Raw genomic sequence first — 22113 nt, forward strand, 5'->3', positions numbered from 1 at the left:
CGAGACCCGCTTTCAACGATCGACGACAGGAACCCCTTCATGACCGAACGGCCCCGCCCTTCCGCTTCCCGAACCCTCCGCGCGGCGCCGCCGCGCCCGCTCGTGCGCAGCGTGCGCGGCGCGCTGTGCCTGCTCGGCCTGTGTGGCACGCTGGCCGCGCCGCTGGCCCGGGCCGCCGATCCCGCCGTGGCCCAGGCCGCCGCGCGCTACGACATTCCCGCCGGCCCGCTGGGCCCGGCGCTGCTGAATTTCGCGGGCCAGGCCGGCGTCAACCTCAGCATGGACCTGGCACGCACGCGCGGCCTCTCGACGCCGGGCCTGCGCGGCGCGTTCGCGGTGCAGGAAGGCTTCGACCGCCTGCTGGCCGGCAGCGGCCTGCGCACGCGCGCGCTGGGCGGCGGCAACTTCACGCTGGAGGCGGCCGATGCAGCCGATGCGACGCGGCCGGCCGGCCGTCCCGCGCCCGCCGGCGCCGCCGCGCCGGCCGCCGATCCCGCGAGCCCGGTCGATTCGCTCGCGCCGATCACGGTCACCGATCGCACCCAGAGCAACCTGATGGCACCCACGCGCCAGGTCACGGTGATCGAGCGCCAGGAGCTCGAGGTCCTGCGCCAGGGCTCCGACAGCGTGGCCACCCTGCTGAGCAAGGTGGTGCCCGGCATGGCCGACTCCAGCCACACCATCACCGACTACGGCCAGACCCTGCGCGGACGCAACATGCTGGTGCTGGTCGACGGCATTCCGCTCAACACCAACCGCGACTCCTCGCGCAACCTCGCCAACGTCAATCCGGCCGACGTCGAGCAGATCGAGGTGCTGCGCGGCAGCAGCGCGATCTACGGCAGCGGCGCGGCCGGCGGCATCGTCTCCATCCGCACGCGCCAGCCCGACGGGCAGACCCGCGCCGAGACCACGGTGACCGGCGTGACGCCGTTGTCGCGCATCGGCTCGGCGGGCTTCGGCGGCGAGGTGCAGCACTACCTCTCGGGCGCGGGCGAGAAGCTCGACTACACGCTGAGCCTCGGCGCGCGCCGCGTCGGGGCCTCCTACGACGCGAAAGGCAACCGCATCGCGCCCGAGCCCAGCCAGGGCGACCTGTTCGACTCGAACATCTACAGCGCCTCGGCCAAGATCGGTTGGCGCATCGATGCGGACCAGCGGCTGCAGCTGTCCGCGAGCCACTACGACGCGAAGCAGGACACCGACTACGGCTCCGATCCCTCGGTGGCGAAGCTGCCCGCCGGCAGCGCCGCGGCCCGGCCGCTGCGCGGGCTGCAGCTGGCCGAGCAGAACCGCGTGAAGAACACGCTGGTCGGCATCGACTACCAGCACCGCGACATCGCCGACAGCTCGCTGGCCGCGCAGTTCTACTACCGCGACTTCTTCACCCGCTTCGCGCCCTTCGATGCGCGCGGCGTGTCGGTGCGCGGCGCCAACGTGGACCAGGTCACGCAGAACTCCGAGGTCTACGGCGGCCGGCTGACCATCAAGACGCCGCTGGGCGCGGACAGGAAGACGCAACTGACCTGGGGCGCCGACTTCAACCAGGAACGCAGCGACATGCCGCTGGACGTGTTCGAGCCGCGCCTGTACGACCTGAGCGGCGGCCTGAGTTTCCTCAAGACCGGCTCGCGCATCTTCATGCCGCCGATCACCACGCGCAGCCTCGGCGGCTTCGCCCAGCTGCAGCACCGCTTCGACGACCGGTGGTCGGTCGAAGGCGGCGTGCGCTACGACCGCGCCCGCACGCGCTTCGACAGCTTCGTGCCGCTGTCGCAATCGCGCGTGGCCAACCCGCGTGCCGTCAACGGCGGCGCGGTCGACTACAAGGGCTGGACCTACAACGCGGGCCTGGTCTTCAACCCGACCAAGGCGCACGACCTCTACCTGTCGTACAGCCAGGGCTTCGAGCTGCCCGACATCGGCCTGCAGGTGCGCAATGCCACGCCGGCCTTCAACATCGCGGGCTCCGACCTGCAGCCGGTCAAGACCGACACCTTCGAGCTCGGATGGCGCGGCCGCTTCTCCAACGTGGTCGCGAACCTCGCGGCCTTCCAGTCGCAGTCGGACCTCGGCGCCGTGCAGAGCTTCAACAACGGTCTGAACCTGCTGCGCACCAAGGAGCGCATCCACGGCCTCGAAGGCGCGCTCGACTACTTCAGCGACGACGAGCGCTGGGCCCTGGGCGGCAGCTTCACCTGGATGAAGGGCCGCGAACTGCCGCAGGGCGCCGCGCGCTACCAGGACATGACCGGCTACCGCATCCCGCCGCTCAAGCTGACGGCCTACGTCGAGTACAAGCCCGATGGCCGGTGGAGCCACCGGCTGCAGGCGACCTCGTATGCGGGCAAGGACTACCGCCTCGACGGCGTGAGCAGCTTCGGACGCCGCGACACCAGCGGCTACACCACCGTCGACCTGATCAGCCGCTGGAAGATCGACGACAGGAACAACCTGGCGATCGGCGTGGAGAACCTCTTCAACCGCAAGTACTTCCCGCTCTACAGCCAGCTGCTTCGCAGCAACAACAACACGAGCCGCCTGCCGGCTCCCGGTGCCGTGCTGAAGCTGAGCTATACGCACCGCTGGTGATGGCGGCGCGCGGGAGGCACGAAGCTCAGTCGTCCCGCGCTTCGCGGCAGGCTTCGCACAGCACCTGCACCTCGACCGCCTCCACCGGCAGCGGCAGGCCATGGGCCTTGCCCGCATCGGCGATGAGCCGCGACAGCAGGCCCGTGCCGCGGAGGTCGACCGAGCGCCCGCAGCCGGTGCACACCAGCCGGCCCGCGGCCTCGGAAGGCGCGGCGGCTTCGTGCTCGGGCAGACGGTAGGTCGAGACGGCGCGGCCGTTGCGCTCCACCAGCAGGTGCTCGATCGCGCCCTCGGCGGCCAGCCGCTTGAGCGCCGAATAGATCGCCGACATGTTCATCGGCGTGCCCCGCTGCGTGAGCCTGCGGTGCAGATCGCGCGGATGGAAGCTGTCGCCCTCGGGCTCGGCCATGACCGCGAGGATGCGGTCGTGCTGCAGCTGGTTGCGGTCGGTGACGCCGGAATGCGCTCCGAACGCCGGATGGCGCAGGCCTGCCTTGCGGTTGACGAGGCGGATCATCGCGTCGGGCTGCCAAGGCGGGCTCGTGGGTGGATTCATCGTCGGGCTCCTGAAAGCTTCGGTTCGCGGGCGGACACGGCCGGCGGGCGATGAAGCTCGCCGGCCGCGCGCATCAGAACTTCGCGTTCAGCGACACGCGGAACGAGCGCGGCGCGCCCGGCGTGATGTTGGTGTTGCTGTTCGCGTTGAGGAAGTACTTGCGGTTGAACAGGTTCTCGACGTTCAGCTGCATCTGCACGTTGCGGTTGAGCGTGAAGAACACGGCCGCGTCGACGCGCGTGTAGCCCGGCAGCACCACGTTCGGGAACGGCTGCGCGGCGGTCACGATCTGCTCGCTCGACGCGAACATCTTGGCCTGGTGGATCACGCCGACACCCGCTCCCCACATGGGCGTGAAGTCGTAGCGGTTCCACAACGCGAAGGTGTGCTTGGGCACCTGGCCGACGCGGGCGCCGGCGCGGATCGTGGCCGAGGTGTCGGCCTTGAACTTGGCGTCGGTGTAGGAGTAGCCGCCCGAGACGCTCCAGGCCGGCGTGATGTTGCCGCTGAGGCCGAGCTCGAAGCCCTGGGTGCGCTGGCCGTCGCTGAGGATGGTGCGCGCGCCGGTCGGGTCGGTCGGATCGAGCACCACCACGTTGGAGCGGTCGAGGCGGTAGAGCGCGGCGGTGGCCGCGAGCGCGGGCAGCACGTCCCACTTGGCGCCGATCTCGTAGTTCTTGAACTTCTCGGGCTTGAGCGCCGACGAGCTCAGCGTGAGCGAGGATAGCTGGTCGCCCGCGCGCGGCTGGTAGGCGATGCTGTAGTTCGCATACAGCGACAGCGGCTCGACCGGCTTGTAGATCACGCCCAGGCGCGGCGACACGAGGTCGTCGTCGGTCTTGAAGCGGTCGCCGTTGCGGTTGTTCCGGAAGTCGACGCGGAAGCGGTCGTAGCGCAGGCCCGCGATCAGCTGGAACTGCGGGCTCAGCTCGATCTGGTCCTGCACGTAGAGGGCCGCGACCTTGGCGGTGCCGCTGTTGTTGGCGTCGGTCGCCGACTGGCGGTAGAACACCGGCGCGTAGGTCGTCGGCAGCCACAGCGGCACGTTCACGCTGGTGGCCGTGTTGTTGAAGTAGCCGGTGTTGCGGAAGTTGTCGGTGTCCTGCTTGCCGATCTCCGCGCCCACGAGGAACTTGTGCTTCACCGCGCCAGTGTTCAGCGTGAAGCTGACGTCCGTCTGATTGAAGAAGCTCTTGCGCGTGGTCGCGTTGTCGTAGGCGCTGAGCGCCACCGTGGTGCCGAGCGCGTTGACCGCGCCGGGGAACACGTTGCGGTAGAACTTGTCCTGCTCGGACCAGCGCGTGCGGTTGCGCAGCACCACGCCGTTGTCGAACTCGTGCTCGACCAGCGCGTTGAGGGCATCGAGCGAGGACCAGGTCGGGCTGCCGGCCGCGTTGCCGAAGAAGGTCGAGGGATCGGTCGCCACCGGCACGCCGCGGAACGAGGTGATGCCGCGGTCGGCGATGCGCTTGTCCTTGAAGTGCTCGTAGCCCAGCGTCACCAGCGTCTTCGCGCTCGGGCGCCAGCTCAGGGTCGGGTTGATGCCCGAGCGCTCGAGCCAGACGCCGTCGCGGTAGCTCTTGGAGTTCTCGTACAGGCCGTTGAGACGCAACGACAGCTGGTCGTTGATCGGCTGGTTGATGTCCGCCGTGAGGCGGCGGTTGCTGTGCGAGCCCAGCGTGACCGAGGCGCCGTAGGACGGCGTCCACTCGGGCTGCTTGCTCACGCGGTTGATCAGCCCGCCGGTGGCGCCGCGGCCGAAGATCATCGCGTTCGGGCCCTTGAACACCTCCACGCGCTCGATGTTGTAGAGGTCGCGGTAGTACTGGACGTCGTCGCGGATGCCGTCGATGAAGAAGTCGCCGGTGGTGCTGATGCCGCGGAAGATCGGCGTCTCGCGGTTGCCCTCGCCTTGCGCGAAGCCCACGCCCGGCACGTAGCGCGCGGCCTCGGCAATGCTCTGCACCGCGCGGTCGCGCAGCTCGTCGCCGGTCACCACGCTGATCGACTGCGGCGTGTCGCGCAGCGGCGTGTCGGTCTTGGTGGCGGTGGTGCTGCGCCGGGCGGCGTAGCCCTGCTCGGCGCCCGTGGCGGTGATGGGCGGCAGCGAGTTGGTGCCGGTCGCGGTCTGCGACCAGGCGGTCGATGCGCCGAGGGCCAGGGTGGCGCCGGCGGTGAGCAGGTGAATCGCCCGGACGACGGCGCTGGGCGCGGTAGCGGGTGCCATGCCCGGAAGGCGCGGGCTGCGTGACTTGTTCATTTGGAACCGATGAAGGAAAGAGAAGGCGCATTCGCGCCGGCTGCGAAAGAGCGCATCGCCGCTGCCATCTCCCCCTTCTGATCGCGGCCGCGAAAGAGACGGAAATACGAACGATTCGCAATTTCAAGCAAATGTAGAAGCAGGTAGTAGTACTGTCAAGTGCTACTGATTCGGCGCAAACCAATCCCTGCGAATCGGATTCAAGGTAGAAAAAAGCAAGTCGCCGGCTCTGCAACCCAAGGACAAGTAGTCCTTGCAAGAACTACTTTCGTGTTGGGGAAATGCCACGCAAGCGCGCACGGCCGACCCTCCGGCGAGTCCCGGATCCAGACGAATCGGAGGGGGTCAGGAGGGCTTGCTCGGGGTCTTCTCGACCCGGGCGGAACGCACGCCGCTGATCTGGCCGCGCACGACCTTCCAGAAGTTCTTGGTGCCGTCGAGCAGGCGCCAGGCGTTCGAGCGATGCGCGAGCACCCCGACCTCGGGCAGCACGTCGCGCAGGTTCTTCAGGCCGAGGATCTTCAGGTACTTGCGCACGGTGGTCGGGCTGTGGATCAGCAACACCACGCGCCAGCCGTAATGCCGCCCGAGCAGCAGCATGCCGATCGCGCTTTCGAGGTCGTCGAGGTCGCCGTTGAACTCGTCGACGGCCCGGTCGACGATGCTGAGGATTTCTTGATCGTTCACGGCCACGGCGATACCCCTGAGTGCTGCTGAGCGCTGTTTCTGTTGTCGAAGGCGCGACGGCAGTGTCGCACGGGGCCGCTCGAGGACGGCCGTGCGATACTTTAACAATGAGAATCGTTGTCATCTCGATGCCGCGCCGACCCACCGATGTTTGACGCCTTCGCCATCACCCTGCGCGAGCTGGCCGAGCTGATCCTGATCGTGGGCTCGCTGTATGCCTGCCTGCGCGAATCCCGGCGTCTCTCGCTGCTCAAGTACGTCGGCTGGGGCCTGGGCCTGGGGCTCGCGCCGGCCGCGGCGCTGTCGATGCTGCTGATGGATGCCTCTATCGACCGCAACGTCAGCGCCGGGCTCAGCACCCTGATGGCGATCGGCATCCTGGTCATGGCCACGAGCATGGCGGCCTCGGTGCGGCAGATCCGCGGCCGCGTCCACCTGTTCCATGAAGCCTGGCTCGACAGCCCCGCCGCGCCCTTCCTGGTCGTGGCCTTCGTCGCGCTGTCGGCCTTTCGCGAATCGCTCGAGATCGCGGTCTTCGTGCGCGCGATCGGCGCGCGCGCCGGCATGGTGGATGCCGCGCTGGGCGTGCTGCTGGGCGTCACGGCCACCGGGCTGCTGCTGCCCGCATGGCAGTGGCTGCACCTGCGCGCGCGGCTGCTGCTGGCGTTCCGCGTCTCGGCCCTGCTGCTGGCCCTGCTCGCGATCCAGCTGCTGCTCTACAGCGTGGCCGACCTGCTGCGCATTCCCGAACTGCGCGACGACGGCGTGGCCTGGGCGCTGACCGTGGCGCCTTTCTTCGAGGAGGGCGCGCGCCATGCCTGGCTGTGCGCCGTGCTGATGCTGCCGCCGCTCTACTGGGTGCTGCGCGGCTGGTGGTCGGAGACGGCCGCGCGCGTCGAGTAGCTCAGTCGGGCGCGCCCGCGCTGCAGCGGTTGCACGCGATCCACACCACGATGTCCTCCTTCGAGGCGACGGGCAGCCCCTGGTCGGCTCCCACCTTCGCGACCTGCTCGCGCAGCTCGACATCCTCGGCAATCACGCTGGCGCCGCAGCTTCGGCACTGGAAGCGGATGCGCGAGGGCGCGCTCTGCGCACCGTAGACGTAGCTGAACACCGGCCGTCCGCGCACCTGCCGCACCCGCCGCTCGATCACCTTCTTCTTCTCGAGCAGGTGCAACGTCCGGTATACGCGCGACACCGCGGCGGCATTCGATTCCTCGACCCCGCGCGGATAGAGCTCCTGGGCCGTGCAGGCCTGGCCGGCGTTCGACATCAGCCGGCCGAGGATCTGCAGCCGCTCGGCGTTGACGCGGATGTCCGCTTCCTCGAGGCGCTGGCGGACGACGTCGTCGCCGAGCGTTTCTTCCCGGTGTTTTTCAGCAGGCATGGGCATGGTCGATGGGTCGGTACGGTGGCTGCCGCGGTGCGGCGCGCTCTCCAAAAGCATGATGCAGCGCAGTTGCAAAACTGCCGAACGGATTGAAAACAGCAGGTAAAGATGGGCGCATCGTCCGTCCAGGGGGTTGCCGGTTCAGCGCAGGCGGTCGGCACGCAGTCGCTGCCGGTCGTCGGTCAGCGAGCGCGCCGCCAGGTAGACCGCGCCGGCGGCGGCCATGCCACCGGCACCTGTGAGCAGGAACAGCAGCAGGATCTGGTACTTCGCGGCCTCGACCGGGTCCATGCCCGCGAGCAGCTGGCCGGTCATGATGCCGGGCAAGGTGATCACGCCGGCCGCCGACATCTGGTTGACGATCGGGATCATCCCCTTGCGGATGGACGCGCGGATCAGCGCCGCCATCGCCTGGTGAATGGTCGCGCCCAGCGCCAGCCGGGCCTCGATGCGCGCACGCCCCTCGGTCACGCCCTCGAAGAAGCTGTCGAGGCCCAGGCTGGCCGAATTGAGCACGCTGCCGAGCACGATGCCCATCAGCGGGATCGCATAGCGCGGGTCGTACCAGGGCTGCGGCCGGATCGCGGTCATCAGCGCCAGCACCACCGTCGCCACGCTCGACACGCCCACGGCCGCCGCGCCGATGCCGAAGTTGCCGCCGCCGCGCAACCGGTGCGCGGGCCGCACCGCCACCTCGCGCGCCGCGGCCAGGATCATCAGCAGCACGATGGCCAGGGTGGCGCCCGGCGAGGCCGCCGCGAACACGAAGCGCAGCACCAGCCCCACCAGCAGCAACTGCACCACCATGCGCGCGGCGGCCCACAGCACCTGCCGATGCAGTTGCAGCCCCAGCAGCAGCGAGGCGAGCGCGTTCAGCAGCACGAGCACCGTGGCCAGCACGAGGTCGGTGGCGTCGAGGTGGATGGGGCTCATGCGACGCTCCCCACCGGCTGCAGCCGGCCCGCGTTCAGTTCGAGATGGCGTGCCGCGACGCGCGCGGCCTGCTCGTGCGAATGCGTGACCCACAGCAGCGTGAGCCCCGCGGCCTGCTCGCGCGCCAGCAGCGCTTCGACCGCGAGCGTGGTGGCGGGGTCGAGCGAGGCGGTGGGTTCGTCGAGCAGCAGCACCACGGGGCGGTGCGCGAGCGAGCGCAGCAGGGCCAGCCGCTGGCGCTCGCCGGTCGACAGCCGCGCGATGTCGGCCTGCAGCACGTCGCGCGGCAGGCCCAGCTCCGCGATCCATCCCGCGAGCACGCCGCTGTCGAGCCCGGCCGGAAAGTGCTCGGCCACGCCAATGCCCCACCACGCCGGCTCCGCCGCCTGGTAGATCACGCGCCGGCGCCATTCGGGGCCCGACAGCGCCGCGCGATCGGTACCGTCGAGCACCACGCGGCCCTCGCCCGGATCGAGGTCGGCCACCAGCCGCAGGAACACGCTCTTGCCCGAGCCCGAAGGGCCGAGGATGGCGATGCATTCGCCGCGCGCGGCCTGCAGCGCGATGGGGCCGACGTGCAATGCACGCAGGCCCTCGATGGACAGGTGGACCGGGGCCGGGTCGGATGCGGAAGGACGGGAAAGCTCGGGCATGCGCGAAAGAATGGCCAAAGCCCCGAGCTTGCCGATCAAGCTGAACGGCGGCTGAAGCGCCGCCTCCGCGCGCGCCTTCTCAGTACACGTCGCGCCGGTAACGCCCTTCGGCGATCAGGTCGTCGAGCGTGGCACGCCCCAATGCGGCCTCGAGTGCCTCGTCCACGCCCGCCGCCATGCCATGCAGGCTGCCGCAGACGAAGATCGCGGCGCCCTCGCCCACCCAGCGGCGCAGGTCGCCCGCGTGCTCGCGCAGGCGGTCCTGCACGTAGATGCGCGGCGCATGGTCGCGCGAGAACGCGAGGTCGACGCGCTCGACCTGGCCCGTGGCCTGCCAGTGGCGCAGCTCGTCCATGAAGAAGGCGTCGCGCGCCAGCTGGCGTTCGCCGAACACCAGCCAGTTGCGCCGATGGCCGCGCTCGATGCGCTCGCGCAGGTGGCCGCGCAGGCCGGCATAACCGGAGCCGTTGCCGACGAAGATGCAGGGGCGGTCGTCAGCGACGGGCGCGAAACCGGGGTTGGCGAGCAGGCGCAGCGGCACCTGCGCCGTCAACGGCGCATGCGCCGTGAGCCAGCCCGAGGCAATGCCCAGGCCCTGCTCATGGCGCGCCTGCCGCACCAGCAGCCGCACGTGGCCCTCCGAAGGCAGGCTCGCGATCGAATAGCGGCGCGTGGCCAGCGGCACCAGCGCATCGGCCAGCGCCTGCGCGTCGAGGCCTTGCACCAGGGCCTGCGGCGCGGGCACGGCGCTGCGGGCCAGGGCCTCGGCGAGCGTGCAGTGCCGGCCCTGGAACACGACGGGTGCATCCGCGGTCCACGGCGTCGCGCGCAACAGGGTCGCCACCGTGTCGGCCGCGAGCCGCGGCTGTAGTTCGGCCAAGGCGCCGGGCCGCCACGCCGCAGCCGCTTCGGGCGGCGCGGCGAGTTCGATCTCGTAGAGCGGCGCACCGAGGCTCCCGGGATTCAGCAGCCGGCGCGCGTTCAAGGTCCAGGGTTCGAACGCGGGCTCGAGCGGTTCATCGGCCAGCGCCCCGGCCGGCCCCGCATCGGCGCCGCGCAGCGCCACCAGTTGGCGGCGCCAGCGCGCGAGCGCGGCCGTGTCGCCGTTGTCGACCTCGATCATCGGAAACAGCGACTGCGCGCCCGCCGCCACCAGCGCATGGTCGAGCGCATGGCCGAAGCCGCAGAAGCACGCGTAGTGCCGGTCGCCGAGCGCCAGCAGGCCGTAGCGCAGGTGCGCGAGCGCATCGCCGCCGACCCGCACCAGCCGCTGGGCGAAGCGCCGCGCCGCATCGGGCGGGCCGCCCTCGCCGAAGCTGCTGGCCACCAGCAGCAGGCGCTGGTGATGGCGCAGCTGCTCGGGGTCGAGCCGCGCGAGCGAAGCGACGGTCACGCGCAGGCCGCCGGCCTCGAGCGCAGCGGCGCTGCGCAGCGCGATGCCCTCGGCCGTGCCCGACTGGCTCGCGAAGGCCACGAGCACGCTCTCGGGCGCTGTCGCGCTGTCCGCCGGCGGCCGCCCTGCCCCGGCCGCGAACGCCGAGCGTTCCGCGGCCACCGCGCGCTTCTTGCGTCGGCGATCGAGGTAGAGCATCCAGCCCGTGACCGTGAACACCGGCAGCATCAGCGCCGCGAGCATCATCGCGATGCGCCCAGGCAGCCCGAAATAGGTGCCCATGTGCAGCGGATAGATGGCGGCCAGGAAGCGGCCGCCCGCAGGCTTGTCCGCATGGCGCTCGTCCTGCGCGACCTCGCCGCCCGGCAGGCGCACCGTCATGCGGTTGCGCGCGCGTTCGTGCGCCGGATGCGCATCGAGCCAGGTGAACAGCACCGTGGGCGCGGCCCCCGTGGGCACACGCAGGATGACCTCGCTCCAGCCGCTGGCGGCGGCCTGGCGCTGGAACGTGGCCCAGGCGGGCGCCACGTCGACCGCGCCGGCGTCGTCGCGCGGCATGTTGCGCACGCGCGGCGCATTGCGTGCCTGCGCGGGCGCGCGTGGCTGGCCCGCGAAGGCATCGACGCGGTCGCGCACGGCGTCGAAGGCCCAGTAGACGCCGGTGGTGGTGAACACCAGGTACAGCAGCAGGGCGCAGGCGCCGGCCACCGAATGCAGCCCCCAGAGAAAGGGCCGGCCCTCGAGCGCGGGATCGAAGGTGAACCAGGCGCGCCAGTCGAGCGGCCGCCGCGGCCAGCGCAGGTACAGGCCCGACAGCGCCAGCACGAACAGCCCGATCGCCAGCACGCCGGCCGCGACGCGGCCCGGCTCGCGCGGCAGCAGCAGCCAGCGGTGCAGCGCCTCGACCCATTCGAAGAACTCCGCGCCCACCAGCGGCGGCAGCGGCCGGCCCGCGTAGGGATCGAGGTAGACGGTGTCGCCGCGGCGCTCGCCGGGGCGCGGCGCGAAGATCACGCGCGCCGCGGCGCCGGGTTCGGCGAACAGCGCGAGCGTGCCGACCTGGCGGCCCGGGAAGGCCTCGCGCACGGCCGCGAGCAGCTGCGGCGGCGCGAGCGCCTCCTGCGTCTGCACCGCCACGTGGCGGCCGCCCGGATTGAGCGCATCGATCAGCTCCTCGCGGAACGACAGCACCGCGCCGCTGAGCCCGATCACGAGCAGCACGCTGCCCGCTGTGATGCCCAGCAGCCAGTGCAGCTGGAACCAGGCCTGGCGCCATGTCGGCATCGTCATTCAGCGCGCTCCCGCGGCCCAGTCCACGGCCGCGTCGAAGAGCGCGCGACCGGCCGCTGCCAAGTTGGTGAAGCCGTCGTTGCCGAGGAAGAACATCACGCGGCGCGCCGGCGCGAGCGACTCGTAGTCCATGGTGGCGCCCTTCTCGTAGCCGAAGATGGCCGCCTTCTCGGGCTGGCCGTAGAGGGTGGCGATGGTGGTGGCACCGAGTCCGGGCCGGCCCCAGCTCATGCCGGCCTGTCGCTGGTAGACGTTGGCCACGCCGGCTGGCAGGCCCGCGCCCATCGGATGCGGTGCGTTGACCAGCCACAGGTAGCGTTCCTTCGCGGCTTCGCCGAAATCGACGTCGTGCCGCTTGCCCGTCATCGCGAGATCGTCGAGCAGGTCGTTCTCCCAGGTCAGCAGCGGTACCGGCAGCTGGCGCCAGCCGGGATGCACGTCCTTCGCGGCCACGGTCGAGGAGATCACGACCAGCTCGGCGCCCGCCGCCGCGCCGGGCTCCACCGCCTGGTCGAGCATGGCGACCGCGAAGCCGCGCGTGCCCAGGTGCTGCGCGACCTGCTCGTCGACCGCCGCGTTGGGGCTGCCGCGCTGCACCAGCAGCACGAGCTTGCGGCCGGACGCGGCCTGAGCGCCGGCCGCGCCGGCCAGTCCCGCTGCAAGCGGCAGCGCGAGCCGCAGCAGCGCGCCACGGCGATCGATGGAAGCGACGTCCCTCATGGCCTAGAACTCGAAGGTGGTGAGCAGCGACACCTGGCGCGCGTCGCCCATGGAGATGAAATAGGTGTTCGCGGCCGAGGGGTAGTAGGTCTTGTCGAGCAGGTTCTTCACGTTGAGCTGGAACTTGACCTTGCGGCCGTGGATGCGCGTGTCGTAGGTGGCGAAGGCATCGGCGGTGGTGTAGCCCGGCAGCATGAAGCTGTTGGCCGAGTCGCCGGGCCGCTTGCCCACGTAGTGCACGCCGCCGCCCACGCGCAGCCGGCCCTCGGCGCCGAAGACCTGGCCGAAGTCGTACACGGCCGACAGCGACGCGGTCTGGCGCGCCACGTTCCACAGGCGGTTGCCGGCGTACAGCGGGTCTTCGGTGGTCTTGGCGTCGATGTAGGCGTAGCTCGCGATCGCGCTCCAGTTTTTACCGAGCTCGCCGGCCACGTCGACCTCGAGGCCGCGCGAGCGCGCCGCGCCCGAGGTGCGCCAGTCGGTCAGCTTGGTCACGTCGTTGAACTGCGAGACCAGCACGTTCTTCTTGCGGATGTCGAACAGCGCCACGGTGCCGGTGAGGCCGCCGGCGAGGTCGAGCTTGGCGCCGAGCTCCCACGACCTGCCCTGCTCGGGCGCCACCGAGGCGTCGAGCACGTAGCCCGAGGACAGCGGCGCGATGGTCGAGCTCGGCTTGAGCGACTCGGTGTAGCTGCCGTAGAGCGACAGGTTGTCGCTCCACTTGTAGACCAGTCCCAGGCGCGGCAGCACCTTGGAGCCGTCGGTGTCGGTGTTGGCCTTGAACGGACGGCCGCGGCCCGCGGTCTGCGACCAGGCCTGGTAGCGCAGCGCGGCCACCGCGATCCAGCGCTCATTGAGATGGATCGAGTCCTGGAAGAAGAAGGACTGGTTGTGCAGCTTGTCGGTCTGGTCGCTGTCGCTGGCCGACACCGTGGCCGACGGGAACTCGAGGCCATAGACCGGGTTGAGGTAGCTGAAGCTGCGCGCGACGGCCTGGCGCAGCAGGTCGGCGCGGTAGATCTTGCGGTACTCGGCGTCCCAGCCGAACTGCAGGTCGTGGCGCATGCCGCCGAGCTCGACGCGGCCGTCGACGTAGGCGGTGGCATAGCTGTCGGTGCTCAGGGCGCCGTGCGTGGCGTCGTTGCTGCGCGTGAGCGTGCCGCGCGTGGTGTTCACACCGGTGATGCGCAGCTGGTTGGCGTCGTAGGTCTCGCGGTTGTAGCTGAGGTTCAGGTGGCCGGCCCAGCCGCCGCCGAACTGGTGGTCGACCGAGAGCTGGGCCAGGTGGCTCTCGCCGCGCATCTCGTTCCAGGGCTCGTCCAGGCGCCGCGTCTTGGGCAGGTCCAGCGGGCTCCTGGTGCGCGGGTCGAGCGCGGTGCCGCGGTCGAAGGGCGTCACGAACTTGCGGTACTCGTACCAGAGCACGGCCTGCGTGTCCTCGCCATACCAGGCCAGCGAGGGCGCGACCAGCGTCTCGCGGTGGGTGCCGAAGTTGCGCCAGTAGTCCTCGTCCACGCGGTCGACGATCAGCCGGTAGGCCAGGCCGTTCTCGCCGATGGGACCGGTGGTGTCGAGCGTCTGGCCGGTGCCGTTGCGCCCGCCCGCATAGCCCGAGGCGCCCAGCGACAGCGCGGTGCGCTGGCGCAGCTGCGGCTTCTTGCTGACCACGTTGATCACGCCGCCGGGGTCCATCAGGCCGTAGAGCAGCGAGGACGGGCCCTTGAGCACCTCCACGCTCTCGGCCGCCGCGTTGAGGCCACGACCCTGCACCAGCGGCATGCCGTTGTGCATGATCGAGCCGTCGCGGTTGCCGCCGAAGCCGCGCTTCATGATGGTGTCCTGCGTGCTGGCCAGGGTGTTGCCCTGGTTGATGCCGCTGACGTTGGTGAGCGCATCGTCGATGTTGCGCGGGCGCTGGTCGCGGATCGCCTGCGCGGGCACCACGTTGACCACCTGCGGGATCTCGAGAACCGGCGCGGTGGTGCGCAGGGTCGAGGCATCGGGCGTGGGCTGGTAGCGGTCGTCGGCATCGCCGGGCACGGGTGCCGCGCGCGCCACCACGCGCACGGCAGGCAGCGCGCCGGCGCCCTCGATCACGGCGGGCTCGGCCTGCGCGCTCGCCGAGCGGCGCAGGATGAATTCGCCCGCACCGCCCTCGACCGCCTCGAGGCCCGTGCCCGCGAGCAGCGTGGCGAAGCCGGCCTGCACCGTGAAGCTGCCGTCGAGGCCGCGCGAGTTCAGATCCCGGGTGTGGGCGGGATCGAAGGACAGCGCCACGCCCGCCGCGGCCGCGAAGCGGCCCAGCACCGCGGCCAGCGGGCCGGGCTCGATGCGGTAGGCGCGCGTGGCACCGGGCGCGCTGGCGCTGGCGGCGAGCCGCGCCGGCTCGGCGGCCAGCGCCGCGACGGGCATGGCGGCCGCCAGCGCCAGCAGGCACAGCAGCGCCTTGGAGACGGGGGTGGGTGAGGACGGGTGCGCGTGCATGGGATTCCTTCGGCAGAACTGCAATCCATGGCGCTCGCCATGGTTCTCAGGAGGAAGGCCGAACGAAATCGGAAAAGATGAAAGGCGGCGGAAGATTTTTTTGCGCGGACCCGGAATGCGGGAATCAGGCCGGCACCAGCGAGACCCAGTAGCGCGTGAGGCTGGCCACGCGCACCGGGAAGCTGCGCGCGATCACCGACAGCGCCCTGTCGGTGTCGTGGATCGGGAAGGCCCCCGACACCTTGATGTTCGCCACCGCCGGATCGCAGGCCAGCCGGCCGCGCCGGTAGCGCGCGAGTTCGGCCACCACCTCCCGCAGTGTCCAGTCGTTGACGACCAGGCTGCCCTGGGCCCAGGCGGCCGAGGCCGTGTCGGCCGCATGCGGCACGCCCACGCCGTCGCTGCCGATGTCGACCTGCTGGCCGGCCTGCAGCCGCAGCGCGCGTTCGGGCGCATTCGCGGCCCGGACCTCGACCGCGTCGTCGAGCACCGTGACGCGCGTGATGCCGCCCTCGCTGCGCACGGTGAAGCGGGTGCCGAGCGCGAGGATGCTCCCCTGCGCGGTCTCGACCAGGAAGGGGCGCGCATCGTGGCTGCCGGGCACGCGGTGGCGCGCGGTCTCCGCGAGCAGCTCGCCCTCGCGCAGCCGGACCAGCCGGCGCGTGCCGTCGAACACCACGTCGACCGCGCTGCGCGTGTTGAGCAGCAGCCGCGAGCCGTCGGCGAGGTCGACGGTGCGCTGCTCGCCGGTGCCGGTGCGGTAGTCGGCCAGCAGCGCGGGCCAGCCCCCGCCGCCGTCGGCCACCTGCCACGACAGGTAGCCGAGCGCGCCGCCCGAGGCGATCAGCGCGACGCCGCGCAGCAGGCGTCGGCGGTCGGTGCGCGCTGCGGCGGCCGCGTGCAGGGTCGAAGCCGCGATGTGGCCGGGCACGCGCTGCAGCGTGGCCTGCATCGCCTCGAGCTTTTCCCAGGCGCGACGGTGCTCCGCATGCGCGCGGTGCCAGTGGCGCCAGGCCTCCTGGTCGGCCGGCGTGGCCTCGCCCGAGCACAGCTGCGCGTACCAGGCGATCGCCTCCTTGCGCACGCGGGCCTCGTGGCCGGCGGGCAGGCCGATGTCGCCGCCCGGTCGATCGAGTTCGAAGGAGCTCATGGGGCGAGCAGGTAGCAATGCTCGAGCGCCTTGAGCATGTAGTTGTTGACCGTGCGCACCGTCACCTGCAGCCGCTGCGCGATCTGCGCATAGGTCAGGCCCTCGAGTTGCGAGAGGATGAAGGCCTGCCGGATCGCGGGCTTCATGCCGTCTAGCATCGCGTCGATCGCGCTCAGCGCCTCCAGCACGATCGCGCGCTCTTCGAGCGAGGGCGATTGCGGCTCGGGCAGCGCGGCCAGGGTCTCGAGGTAGGCGCGCTCGAGCGCGCGGCGGCGATGGAAGTCGACCACCAGCCCGTGGGCGATGGTCGCGAGGTAGGCGCGCGGCTCCGCGGCGGCCACCGGCTCCTTCTTGCCGAGCACGCGCACGAAGGTGTCCTGCGCGAGGTCGGCCGCGTTGTGCGGGCAGCCCAGCTTGCGGCGAAGCCACCCCTGCAGCCACCCGTGGTGGTTGCTGTAGAGCGTTTGCACTTCGTGCGGAGGCACGAACTCGGCGGCCGGCATGGCATCTCCACGCAGCGCGCAGACTGCGTTCAGGATTTAATACGAATGGTTCTCAATTTTAGCAGTCGCCTGCGATGCCGCGTTCCCGTGAGCTTCCGGTTCGTGCCGCGCGGATACCGGATCGCCGGGCGGTCTTCAGGCGCGCGCCGACGCCTGGGCCTCCAGGCGGTCCGCGACCTCCCTGAGCGCCGCCAGCGGCGAGGCCCGCAGCCGCTGGACGACCTCGGCCAGGTAGTGCTTCGGCGCGGTCTCGGGGATGCGTTCGAACCAGCGCACCGCCGCGTCGACCTCGCCCTGCTCCACCAGCATGCTGGCGTGACTGAAACGACCGCGGAAGTCGCCGGCCTCGGCCGACGCCTGGTAGAGCGCGCGGGCCCGGTCACGGTCCGGCGGCACGACGAGGCCGTCCTCGTGGTAGCGGCCGAGCATGTTCATCGAACGCGCATGGCCGCGCGCCGCCGCGCGCCGGTACCAGTCGAAGGCCGCGGCGTGGTCCAGCGCGATGCCGCGCCCGGTCGCCAGCAGGTTGGCGAGGTTGTACATGCCCCAGTCGAGGCCGAGCTCGGCGCTCACGCGGTAGGCGCTCGCCGCGCGCTGCGGATCGGGCGCGGTGCCCCAGCCATGCTCGAAGCAGCGCCCGAGCATGTTGGCCGCCATCGGATGGCGCTGTTCAGCCGCGCGCTGGAACCAGGCGAAGGCCGAGGTCTCGTTGCGCGCCACGCCGCGGCCATCGAGCAGCCATTGCCCGAGCACCGCCTGCGCTTCGGCATGCCCCGCATGGGCGGCCGCCGACAGCCAGGTAGCGGCGCGCTCGGGCGGACCGGCGAGCAGCGCGTCCCATTGCGCGCGCGTCAGGGTGTTGAGCGCGCTCGCGTTGGGGAACACGAACGCGGGGGATGCGCCTTCGCTGTTCACTCTCGTCGTCGTGTCGAGCGCTTCGGCGATCAGAACGAGAAGTTGCCCGTCAGCGTTACCGAACGGCCCGGCGCGATGTTCGCGTAGTGCGTCGAGTAGGCCGTGTTGTAGTAGATGCGGTCGGTCAGGTTCTGGACGTTGAGCTGCAGGTTGAAGCTCTTGTTCACGCGGTAGCCGGCCATCGCGTCGATGCGGGTGTAGCCCGGAATGCTGCGCTTGATCAGCGTGGCGCCGCCCGTGCCGGCCGCCCAGGCGAAGCCGCCGTAGACCTCGCTCTGGTAGAAGGCGCCCAGGCCGAAGGTCCAGTCGGAGGTGGGCTTGTAGGTCGCCCAGATGCTCGCGCTGTGCTTCGGCGTGTTCGGGAAGGGCTGGCCCGTGCCGGCGTTGGGCACGTAGACCGTGCGGCCGTTGGCGTCGGTGGTGCTGCTCTGGCCGAGGTTCTTGCCCTTGCTGTCGAGCAGCGTGTAGCCGCCGAAGACCGAGAGCTGGTGCGTGATGTTGCCCGAGAAGCCGAGCTCGAAGCCGCGCACCTGCTTGTCCCCGGCCAGCGACACGGTGCCGTCGGTCGGGTTGGTGATGCGCGCGTTGGTGGTCTCGATCTGGAAGATCGCGCCGGTCAGCGACAGCTTGCGCTCCAGCAGGTCCCACTTGGTGCCGATCTCGATGCTGCGGTTCTTCTCCGGCTTCAGGTCGATCGCGGTGTTGGCCACGCCGCCGACGGTGCCGCTGAGGGCCTGGCTCTCCGAGCCCTGGCCCAGGCTGTTGCCGCCCGGCGTGGAGGAGGTTCCGATCGACGCATAGATGCTGCCGTTGGTGGCGGGCTTGTAGACCACGCCGAGCTGGTAGTTGAGCAGCGTGTCGTTGCGCTCGAACCTCGTGCGGATGCCGCTCGTGAGCACCGGCAGCGCCATGCCGCCCGTGGCGGTGGTGCTGGGATAGGGGTTGGTCTGCTGCGTCTTGTAGCTGTCCAGGCGCAGGCCCGCGTTGACGATCCACTGCGGCGACAGCTCGATGCTGTCGAAGCCGTAGAGCGACGCGGTGTCGGTGCGGTAGCTGGTCGGGTTGCCGTTGGGCACGAAGGTGCCCAGCCACGGGTCGCTGGACGTGGGGTAGTAGAGGCTCGTGCAGACGAAGCTCGAGCCCACGCCGGCGCCGCCCGGGCACTTCTGCTGCGCCGTGTAGGCGCGGTTGACCTGGGTGTAGCTGTCGTTGTCGGCGCGCTCGCGCGACAGCTCCAGGCCCGTGACGTAGCTGTGCTTGACGCTGCCGGTCTGCAGCTTGCCGCTGAGCTCGGTGGCATTCGCGAAGGTGTCGATGTCGCGCATGCTGCCGTTGAAGCGGCGCCACACCAGGCCGCGCGCCACGTTGCCCTGGCTGTCGTCGGGCTGGGTCCAGATGTAGTCCATGCTGCTCTTGGTGAAGCGCGTGATGTTGCGCAGCTTCATCTCGGGCGAGATGTCGTGTTCGACCTGCAGCGTGACCGAGTCGGACTTGTCCTTGCGGAAGTCGCGGCTCTCGACGCCGTACCAGTTCTTGCGGTCGAAGCCGTAGGTCGGCTGGAGCTCGACCACGCCGAAGCGCGGGAAGCTCGAGGGCAGGTAGTAGGGAATGCCGCCGTCGGGCACGTCGCCGGTGCGCATGTGGAACAGCGACAGCGTCACGCGCGTGGGCGTGCCCAGGCCCCAGCTGATCGAGGGCGCGATGCCGAAGCGCTTGTTGCTCGGGCCGTTGCGGCCCGCGACATCGGCGCCGAAGTCCATGAGGTTCAGGCGGAAGGCGCCGTTCTCGCCGAAGCTGCGGTTCCAGTCGATCGTCTCGCGGTGGTACTTGTCGCTGCCCAGGCCGACCGAGCCGAGGAAGAAGTTCTCCTGCTTCGGTGCCTTGGTGTAGAGGTTGATCGTGCCGCCGGCGCCGCCGCGTCCGCCCGAGGTCGAGTCCGGTCCCTTGACCACTTCCACCGACTCGAGGTTGAAGACTTCGCGCGTGCTCGGCGCAATGTCGCGCAGGCCGTCGACGAAGGTGCTGGCCTGGCTGTCGTAGCCGCGCAGGAACGGGCGGTCGCCGACCGGGTTGCCGCCCTCTCCGGCGCCGAAGGTGATGCCGGGCGTGGTGCGCAGCGCCTCGGTCAGCGTCGTCGCGTTGATCTGCGTCATCACTTCCTGCGGGATGACGGTGACGGACTTGGGCGTGTCGAGCAGCGGCGCCGTCTGCTTCGAGGACGAGGACTGCTCCACCTTGTAGTCGGGCGCCGCATCGACCTGGACCGCCTTCAGCGCGCCCTGCGCATGCGCCGCGCCGACCGATCCGAGCGCGACCAGGGTGGCGGCGGTCGTGGTGGCGGCGTGCGCGTTGAGATAGCGCGAAGTCGAGTGCTTGCGGCTTCTGATGTAGGTCATGTTGTGAGTGATTTGTCGAGGTGAAAGCGCTGCCGGCGCGCGGCGCCGGCGGTCACGCCGGGTGTGCACTGGAAGTGACATCGGCGTAACAAAGTACCCGCAAATGATAATGACTCGCACTATCGATTTACGGCAACTTTACCTTTGGTTTGCGAATCTTGTTGCCCTCTGACGACGCAATCAATTCGAATGAGAATTTATCTCATTACGAATAAAAGCCTTTCGCCGGCGTCTCGAATTGCGGCGAAGCCTGAGCGTGGAATGCGCTCGCAACACGGCGCGCGTCGAATGAGCGAGCGCTATTTCGCCAATGCGCCGGGCCATGAAAGAAGCAGAGCAATTGCGCGTCCACTGAATCGACGCGCCAATTCGGATGCCTTGCGAATCGCGCCATTGGCGGACACGAAGAGATCGTGCCCCACGACCTATGCCAGCGCCGAGCGCAGTTCCCGCACCCCGCGCCCCAGCTTGCGCCGCAGCAGGCTGCGTACGGTCGCTGCATCGGCATAGCCGACCTCGCTCGCGATCTCCTCGAGGCCCTGCCCGATCGACACCAGGTGCTGCGCATGCTCGACGCGCAGGTCCTGGAAGAAGGCCAGCGGCGACTTGCCGAGCACGGCCTCCATGCGCCGCTGCAGGGTGCGCGGGCTGACCGCGAGCGCGTCCGCCGCGTCGTGCAGCGAGAAGCCCCGCGCGAGGCGCTCGCGGGCCCAGCGCTCGAAGCGCTCGATCAGCGGATCGGCATGCGCGAGGTGGTCGGGAATGATGTATTGCGCCTGCGAGGGCCGCTTGTCGACCAGCATCAGGCGCGACACCAGCGCGGCCGTCTCGGGGCTCGCCTGCCGCATCAGCCACAGCGCGAGATCGAGATGCCCCATCGCCGCGCCGGCCGTGACCACGCGGCCCGAGGCCACCACCATGCGCGACTCGTCGAGCCGTACCCGCGGATAGCGCTCGCGGAACAGCGGCGCCAGCGGCCACATGGTGGTGGCCTCCTGGCCGTCGAGCAGGCCGGTCTCGGCCAGCAGGAAGCTCGCGATGCAGGCGCCGCCCACGCCGCTGCCCTGCGCATGCCAGTTGCGCAGCATGGCCATGGCATCGCGCACGTCGCGCCGGCCCAGCGCCTCGACCAGGCGCGCGGGCTGCTTGGTGTTGAGCGCGGGCACCAGCACCCAGTCGGGCTGGCGCAGCGCGTCGGCCGGGTCCACCACCATGGTCAGGCCATGCGCCGTGCGGATGCGCTGGCGCACGCCGACCACGCGCAGCTCGAAGGGCGGCCGCGCCGCGCCCTGCTCGGCCGCCACCTCGTTGGCCGCGGAGAACAGGTCGAGGAACACGCTCAGGCCGGTATCGAACACGCCGTCGAGCGCCAGGATCGCTAGCTTCATCATGGCGCAAATGATATCAATATTGTCATTTACGACCGTTGTCCTCCAGGAAAGACAGCCCTACGCTAGAGACCATGACATCACCCATCGACTCCCCGCTCGACCGTTCGGCCTGGACCTCGCTGGTCGGCCCGCAGGCGCACCTGGGACACGGCAACGCCCTGGCCCGCCGCTACCACCCCGAGGTCGCGCCGTTCGCGGGGCTGGCCGAGGAAAGCCCGGCCGCCTTCGAGGCGCTGCGTGCGCTGCTGGGTCCGGACGACCGCGTCATGCTGCCCACGCTCGCGCCGGTCGCCGGCATCGATGGCCTGCAAGCCAGGCTGATCGGCCAGGTCCACCAGATGGTCGCGCTGCACCCCGGCTCGGGCCGTGCGGCGCAGCTGCAAGCCACGCCGCTCGACGCCTCCGATGTGCCCGATGCCCTGGCCCTCGTCGCCCGCACCCGGCCCGGCCCCTTCGGCCCGCGCACGCTCGAGATGGGCGATTACCTCGGCATCCGCGACCAGGGCCTGCTCGTGGCCATGGCCGGCGAGCGCATGCGCTTCGACGGCCACGCCGAGATCAGCGCGGTCTGCGTCGACGACGCCTGGCGCGGCCGCGGCCTCGCCGCCGGCCTCGTGAACCTGCTGCGCGCGCGCATCGAGGCGCGCGGCGAGACCGCCTTCCTGCACGTGCTCAGCGACAACGCGAATGCCATCGCGCTCTACGAGCGGCTCGGCTTCCGCCATCGCCGCACCCTGTTCCTGCACCAGATCGCCCTGGCCACCGTTTGACTCACCCCGCGCTCCGGCGCACAAGGAAAC

Annotated in this window: 17 protein-coding genes; 3 read left to right on the forward strand and 14 right to left on the reverse strand. The window is 70.4% G+C overall.

Features of this window, described 5'->3' with window-relative positions; genetic code table 11:
- Nucleotides 1-39: 39 nt before the first annotated feature.
- Nucleotides 40-2592: a TonB-dependent receptor gene (locus KV106_RS25465; RefSeq protein WP_261213251.1), complete on the forward strand. Its 2553-nt coding sequence runs from the start codon at nt 40-42 to the stop codon at nt 2590-2592.
- A 25-nt stretch (nt 2593-2617) separates the two neighbouring features.
- On the opposite strand, the gene KV106_RS25470 is transcribed toward KV106_RS25465, so the two are convergent.
- From KV106_RS25470 to KV106_RS25480, 3 genes are all read right to left on the reverse strand, one after another.
- Nucleotides 2618-3148 (reverse strand): transcriptional repressor, encoded by a 531-nt coding sequence (locus KV106_RS25470; RefSeq protein ID WP_057598519.1) that lies wholly within the window; start codon nt 3146-3148, stop codon nt 2618-2620.
- A 73-nt stretch (nt 3149-3221) separates the two neighbouring features.
- Nucleotides 3222-5375 (reverse strand): TonB-dependent receptor, encoded by a 2154-nt coding sequence (locus KV106_RS25475; protein WP_261213252.1) that lies wholly within the window; start codon nt 5373-5375, stop codon nt 3222-3224.
- A 378-nt stretch (nt 5376-5753) separates the two neighbouring features.
- A complete protein-coding gene (locus tag KV106_RS25480; protein WP_057589884.1) occupies nt 5754-6095 on the reverse strand; it encodes a hypothetical protein in 342 nt (113 codons plus the stop codon).
- A 147-nt stretch (nt 6096-6242) separates the two neighbouring features.
- On the opposite strand from KV106_RS25480, the gene KV106_RS25485 reads away from it, so the two are divergent.
- A complete protein-coding gene (locus tag KV106_RS25485) occupies nt 6243-6998 on the forward strand; it encodes an FTR1 family protein (RefSeq protein WP_261213254.1) in 756 nt (251 codons plus the stop codon).
- Nucleotide 6999: 1 nt separating this feature from the next.
- Here the strand turns inward: KV106_RS25485 and KV106_RS25490 are convergent, their stop codons facing one another.
- The 11 genes from KV106_RS25490 to KV106_RS25540 all read right to left on the reverse strand — a co-directional run bounded on the left by KV106_RS25490 (nt 7000) and on the right by KV106_RS25540 (nt 21310).
- Nucleotides 7000-7482 (reverse strand): transcriptional repressor, encoded by a 483-nt coding sequence (locus KV106_RS25490; RefSeq protein ID WP_261213256.1) that lies wholly within the window; start codon nt 7480-7482, stop codon nt 7000-7002.
- Nucleotides 7483-7626: 144 nt separating this feature from the next.
- Complete coding sequence (locus tag KV106_RS25495; protein ID WP_057589858.1) at nt 7627-8418, reverse strand: ABC transporter permease; 792 nt, start codon at nt 8416-8418, stop codon at nt 7627-7629.
- Nucleotides 8415-9071, reverse strand: coding sequence for an ABC transporter ATP-binding protein (locus KV106_RS25500; protein ID WP_261213259.1), 657 nt, complete (start codon nt 9069-9071; stop codon nt 8415-8417). The genes KV106_RS25495 and KV106_RS25500 overlap by 4 nt, the downstream gene beginning before the upstream one ends.
- Before the next feature lie 79 nt (nt 9072-9150).
- A complete protein-coding gene (locus tag KV106_RS25505) occupies nt 9151-11748 on the reverse strand; it encodes a sulfite reductase flavoprotein subunit alpha (RefSeq protein ID WP_261213318.1) in 2598 nt (865 codons plus the stop codon).
- A 6-nt stretch (nt 11749-11754) separates the two neighbouring features.
- Complete coding sequence (locus KV106_RS25510) at nt 11755-12474, reverse strand: hypothetical protein (RefSeq protein ID WP_261213262.1); 720 nt, start codon at nt 12472-12474, stop codon at nt 11755-11757.
- 3 nt (nt 12475-12477) lie between these two features.
- A complete protein-coding gene (locus KV106_RS25515) occupies nt 12478-14958 on the reverse strand; it encodes a TonB-dependent siderophore receptor (RefSeq protein WP_261213263.1) in 2481 nt (826 codons plus the stop codon).
- A gap of 124 nt (nt 14959-15082) precedes the next feature.
- Nucleotides 15083-16108 (reverse strand): FecR domain-containing protein, encoded by a 1026-nt coding sequence (locus KV106_RS25520; protein WP_261213265.1) that lies wholly within the window; start codon nt 16106-16108, stop codon nt 15083-15085.
- Entirely contained in the window at nt 16105-16611 is a 507-nt protein-coding gene (locus KV106_RS25525; protein ID WP_261213268.1) for a sigma-70 family RNA polymerase sigma factor, read from the reverse strand. The genes KV106_RS25520 and KV106_RS25525 overlap by 4 nt, the downstream gene beginning before the upstream one ends.
- 135 nt (nt 16612-16746) lie before the next feature.
- The gene (locus KV106_RS25530) at nt 16747-17526 is read right to left on the reverse strand and encodes a tetratricopeptide repeat protein (protein ID WP_409976558.1); all 780 of its coding nucleotides are present in this window, start codon (nt 17524-17526) and stop codon (nt 16747-16749) included.
- 29 nt (nt 17527-17555) lie between these two features.
- Nucleotides 17556-19922, reverse strand: coding sequence for a TonB-dependent receptor (locus KV106_RS25535; RefSeq protein ID WP_261213270.1), 2367 nt, complete (start codon nt 19920-19922; stop codon nt 17556-17558).
- Nucleotides 19923-20347: 425 nt separating this feature from the next.
- Entirely contained in the window at nt 20348-21310 is a 963-nt protein-coding gene (locus KV106_RS25540) for a GlxA family transcriptional regulator (protein WP_261213322.1), read from the reverse strand.
- A 74-nt stretch (nt 21311-21384) separates the two neighbouring features.
- Between KV106_RS25540 and KV106_RS25545 the strand changes: the two genes are divergently transcribed.
- Entirely contained in the window at nt 21385-22083 is a 699-nt protein-coding gene (locus KV106_RS25545) for a GNAT family N-acetyltransferase (RefSeq protein WP_261213272.1), read from the forward strand.
- Nucleotides 22084-22113 lie beyond the last annotated feature (30 nt).

This window comes from Variovorax endophyticus, from assembly GCF_025376855.1.
Classification (GTDB): domain Bacteria; phylum Pseudomonadota; class Gammaproteobacteria; order Burkholderiales; family Burkholderiaceae_C; genus Variovorax.

What these genes read in the sequence shown, in the direction of transcription:
- KV106_RS25535 (WP_261213270.1), bottom strand. Translation starts at nt 19,922, where the DNA reads ATGACCTACATCAGAAGCCGCAAGCACTCGACTTCGCGCTATCTCAAC.
- KV106_RS25485 (WP_261213254.1), top strand. Translation starts at nt 6,243, where the DNA reads ATGTTTGACGCCTTCGCCATCACCCTGCGCGAGCTGGCCGAGCTGATC.
- KV106_RS25545 (WP_261213272.1), top strand. Translation starts at nt 21,385, where the DNA reads ATGACATCACCCATCGACTCCCCGCTCGACCGTTCGGCCTGGACCTCG.
- KV106_RS25465 (WP_261213251.1), top strand. Translation starts at nt 40, where the DNA reads ATGACCGAACGGCCCCGCCCTTCCGCTTCCCGAACCCTCCGCGCGGCG.
- KV106_RS25495 (WP_057589858.1), bottom strand. Translation starts at nt 8,418, where the DNA reads ATGAGCCCCATCCACCTCGACGCCACCGACCTCGTGCTGGCCACGGTG.
- KV106_RS25490 (WP_261213256.1), bottom strand. Translation starts at nt 7,482, where the DNA reads ATGCCTGCTGAAAAACACCGGGAAGAAACGCTCGGCGACGACGTCGTC.
- KV106_RS25540 (WP_261213322.1), bottom strand. Translation starts at nt 21,310, where the DNA reads ATGAAGCTAGCGATCCTGGCGCTCGACGGCGTGTTCGATACCGGCCTG.
- KV106_RS25475 (WP_261213252.1), bottom strand. Translation starts at nt 5,375, where the DNA reads ATGGCACCCGCTACCGCGCCCAGCGCCGTCGTCCGGGCGATTCACCTG.
- KV106_RS25515 (WP_261213263.1), bottom strand. Translation starts at nt 14,958, where the DNA reads ATGCACGCGCACCCGTCCTCACCCACCCCCGTCTCCAAGGCGCTGCTG.
- KV106_RS25525 (WP_261213268.1), bottom strand. Translation starts at nt 16,611, where the DNA reads ATGCCGGCCGCCGAGTTCGTGCCTCCGCACGAAGTGCAAACGCTCTAC.
- KV106_RS25470 (WP_057598519.1), bottom strand. Translation starts at nt 3,148, where the DNA reads ATGAATCCACCCACGAGCCCGCCTTGGCAGCCCGACGCGATGATCCGC.
- KV106_RS25505 (WP_261213318.1), bottom strand. Translation starts at nt 11,748, where the DNA reads ATGCCGACATGGCGCCAGGCCTGGTTCCAGCTGCACTGGCTGCTGGGC.
- KV106_RS25520 (WP_261213265.1), bottom strand. Translation starts at nt 16,108, where the DNA reads ATGAGCTCCTTCGAACTCGATCGACCGGGCGGCGACATCGGCCTGCCC.
- KV106_RS25500 (WP_261213259.1), bottom strand. Translation starts at nt 9,071, where the DNA reads ATGCCCGAGCTTTCCCGTCCTTCCGCATCCGACCCGGCCCCGGTCCAC.
- KV106_RS25510 (WP_261213262.1), bottom strand. Translation starts at nt 12,474, where the DNA reads ATGAGGGACGTCGCTTCCATCGATCGCCGTGGCGCGCTGCTGCGGCTC.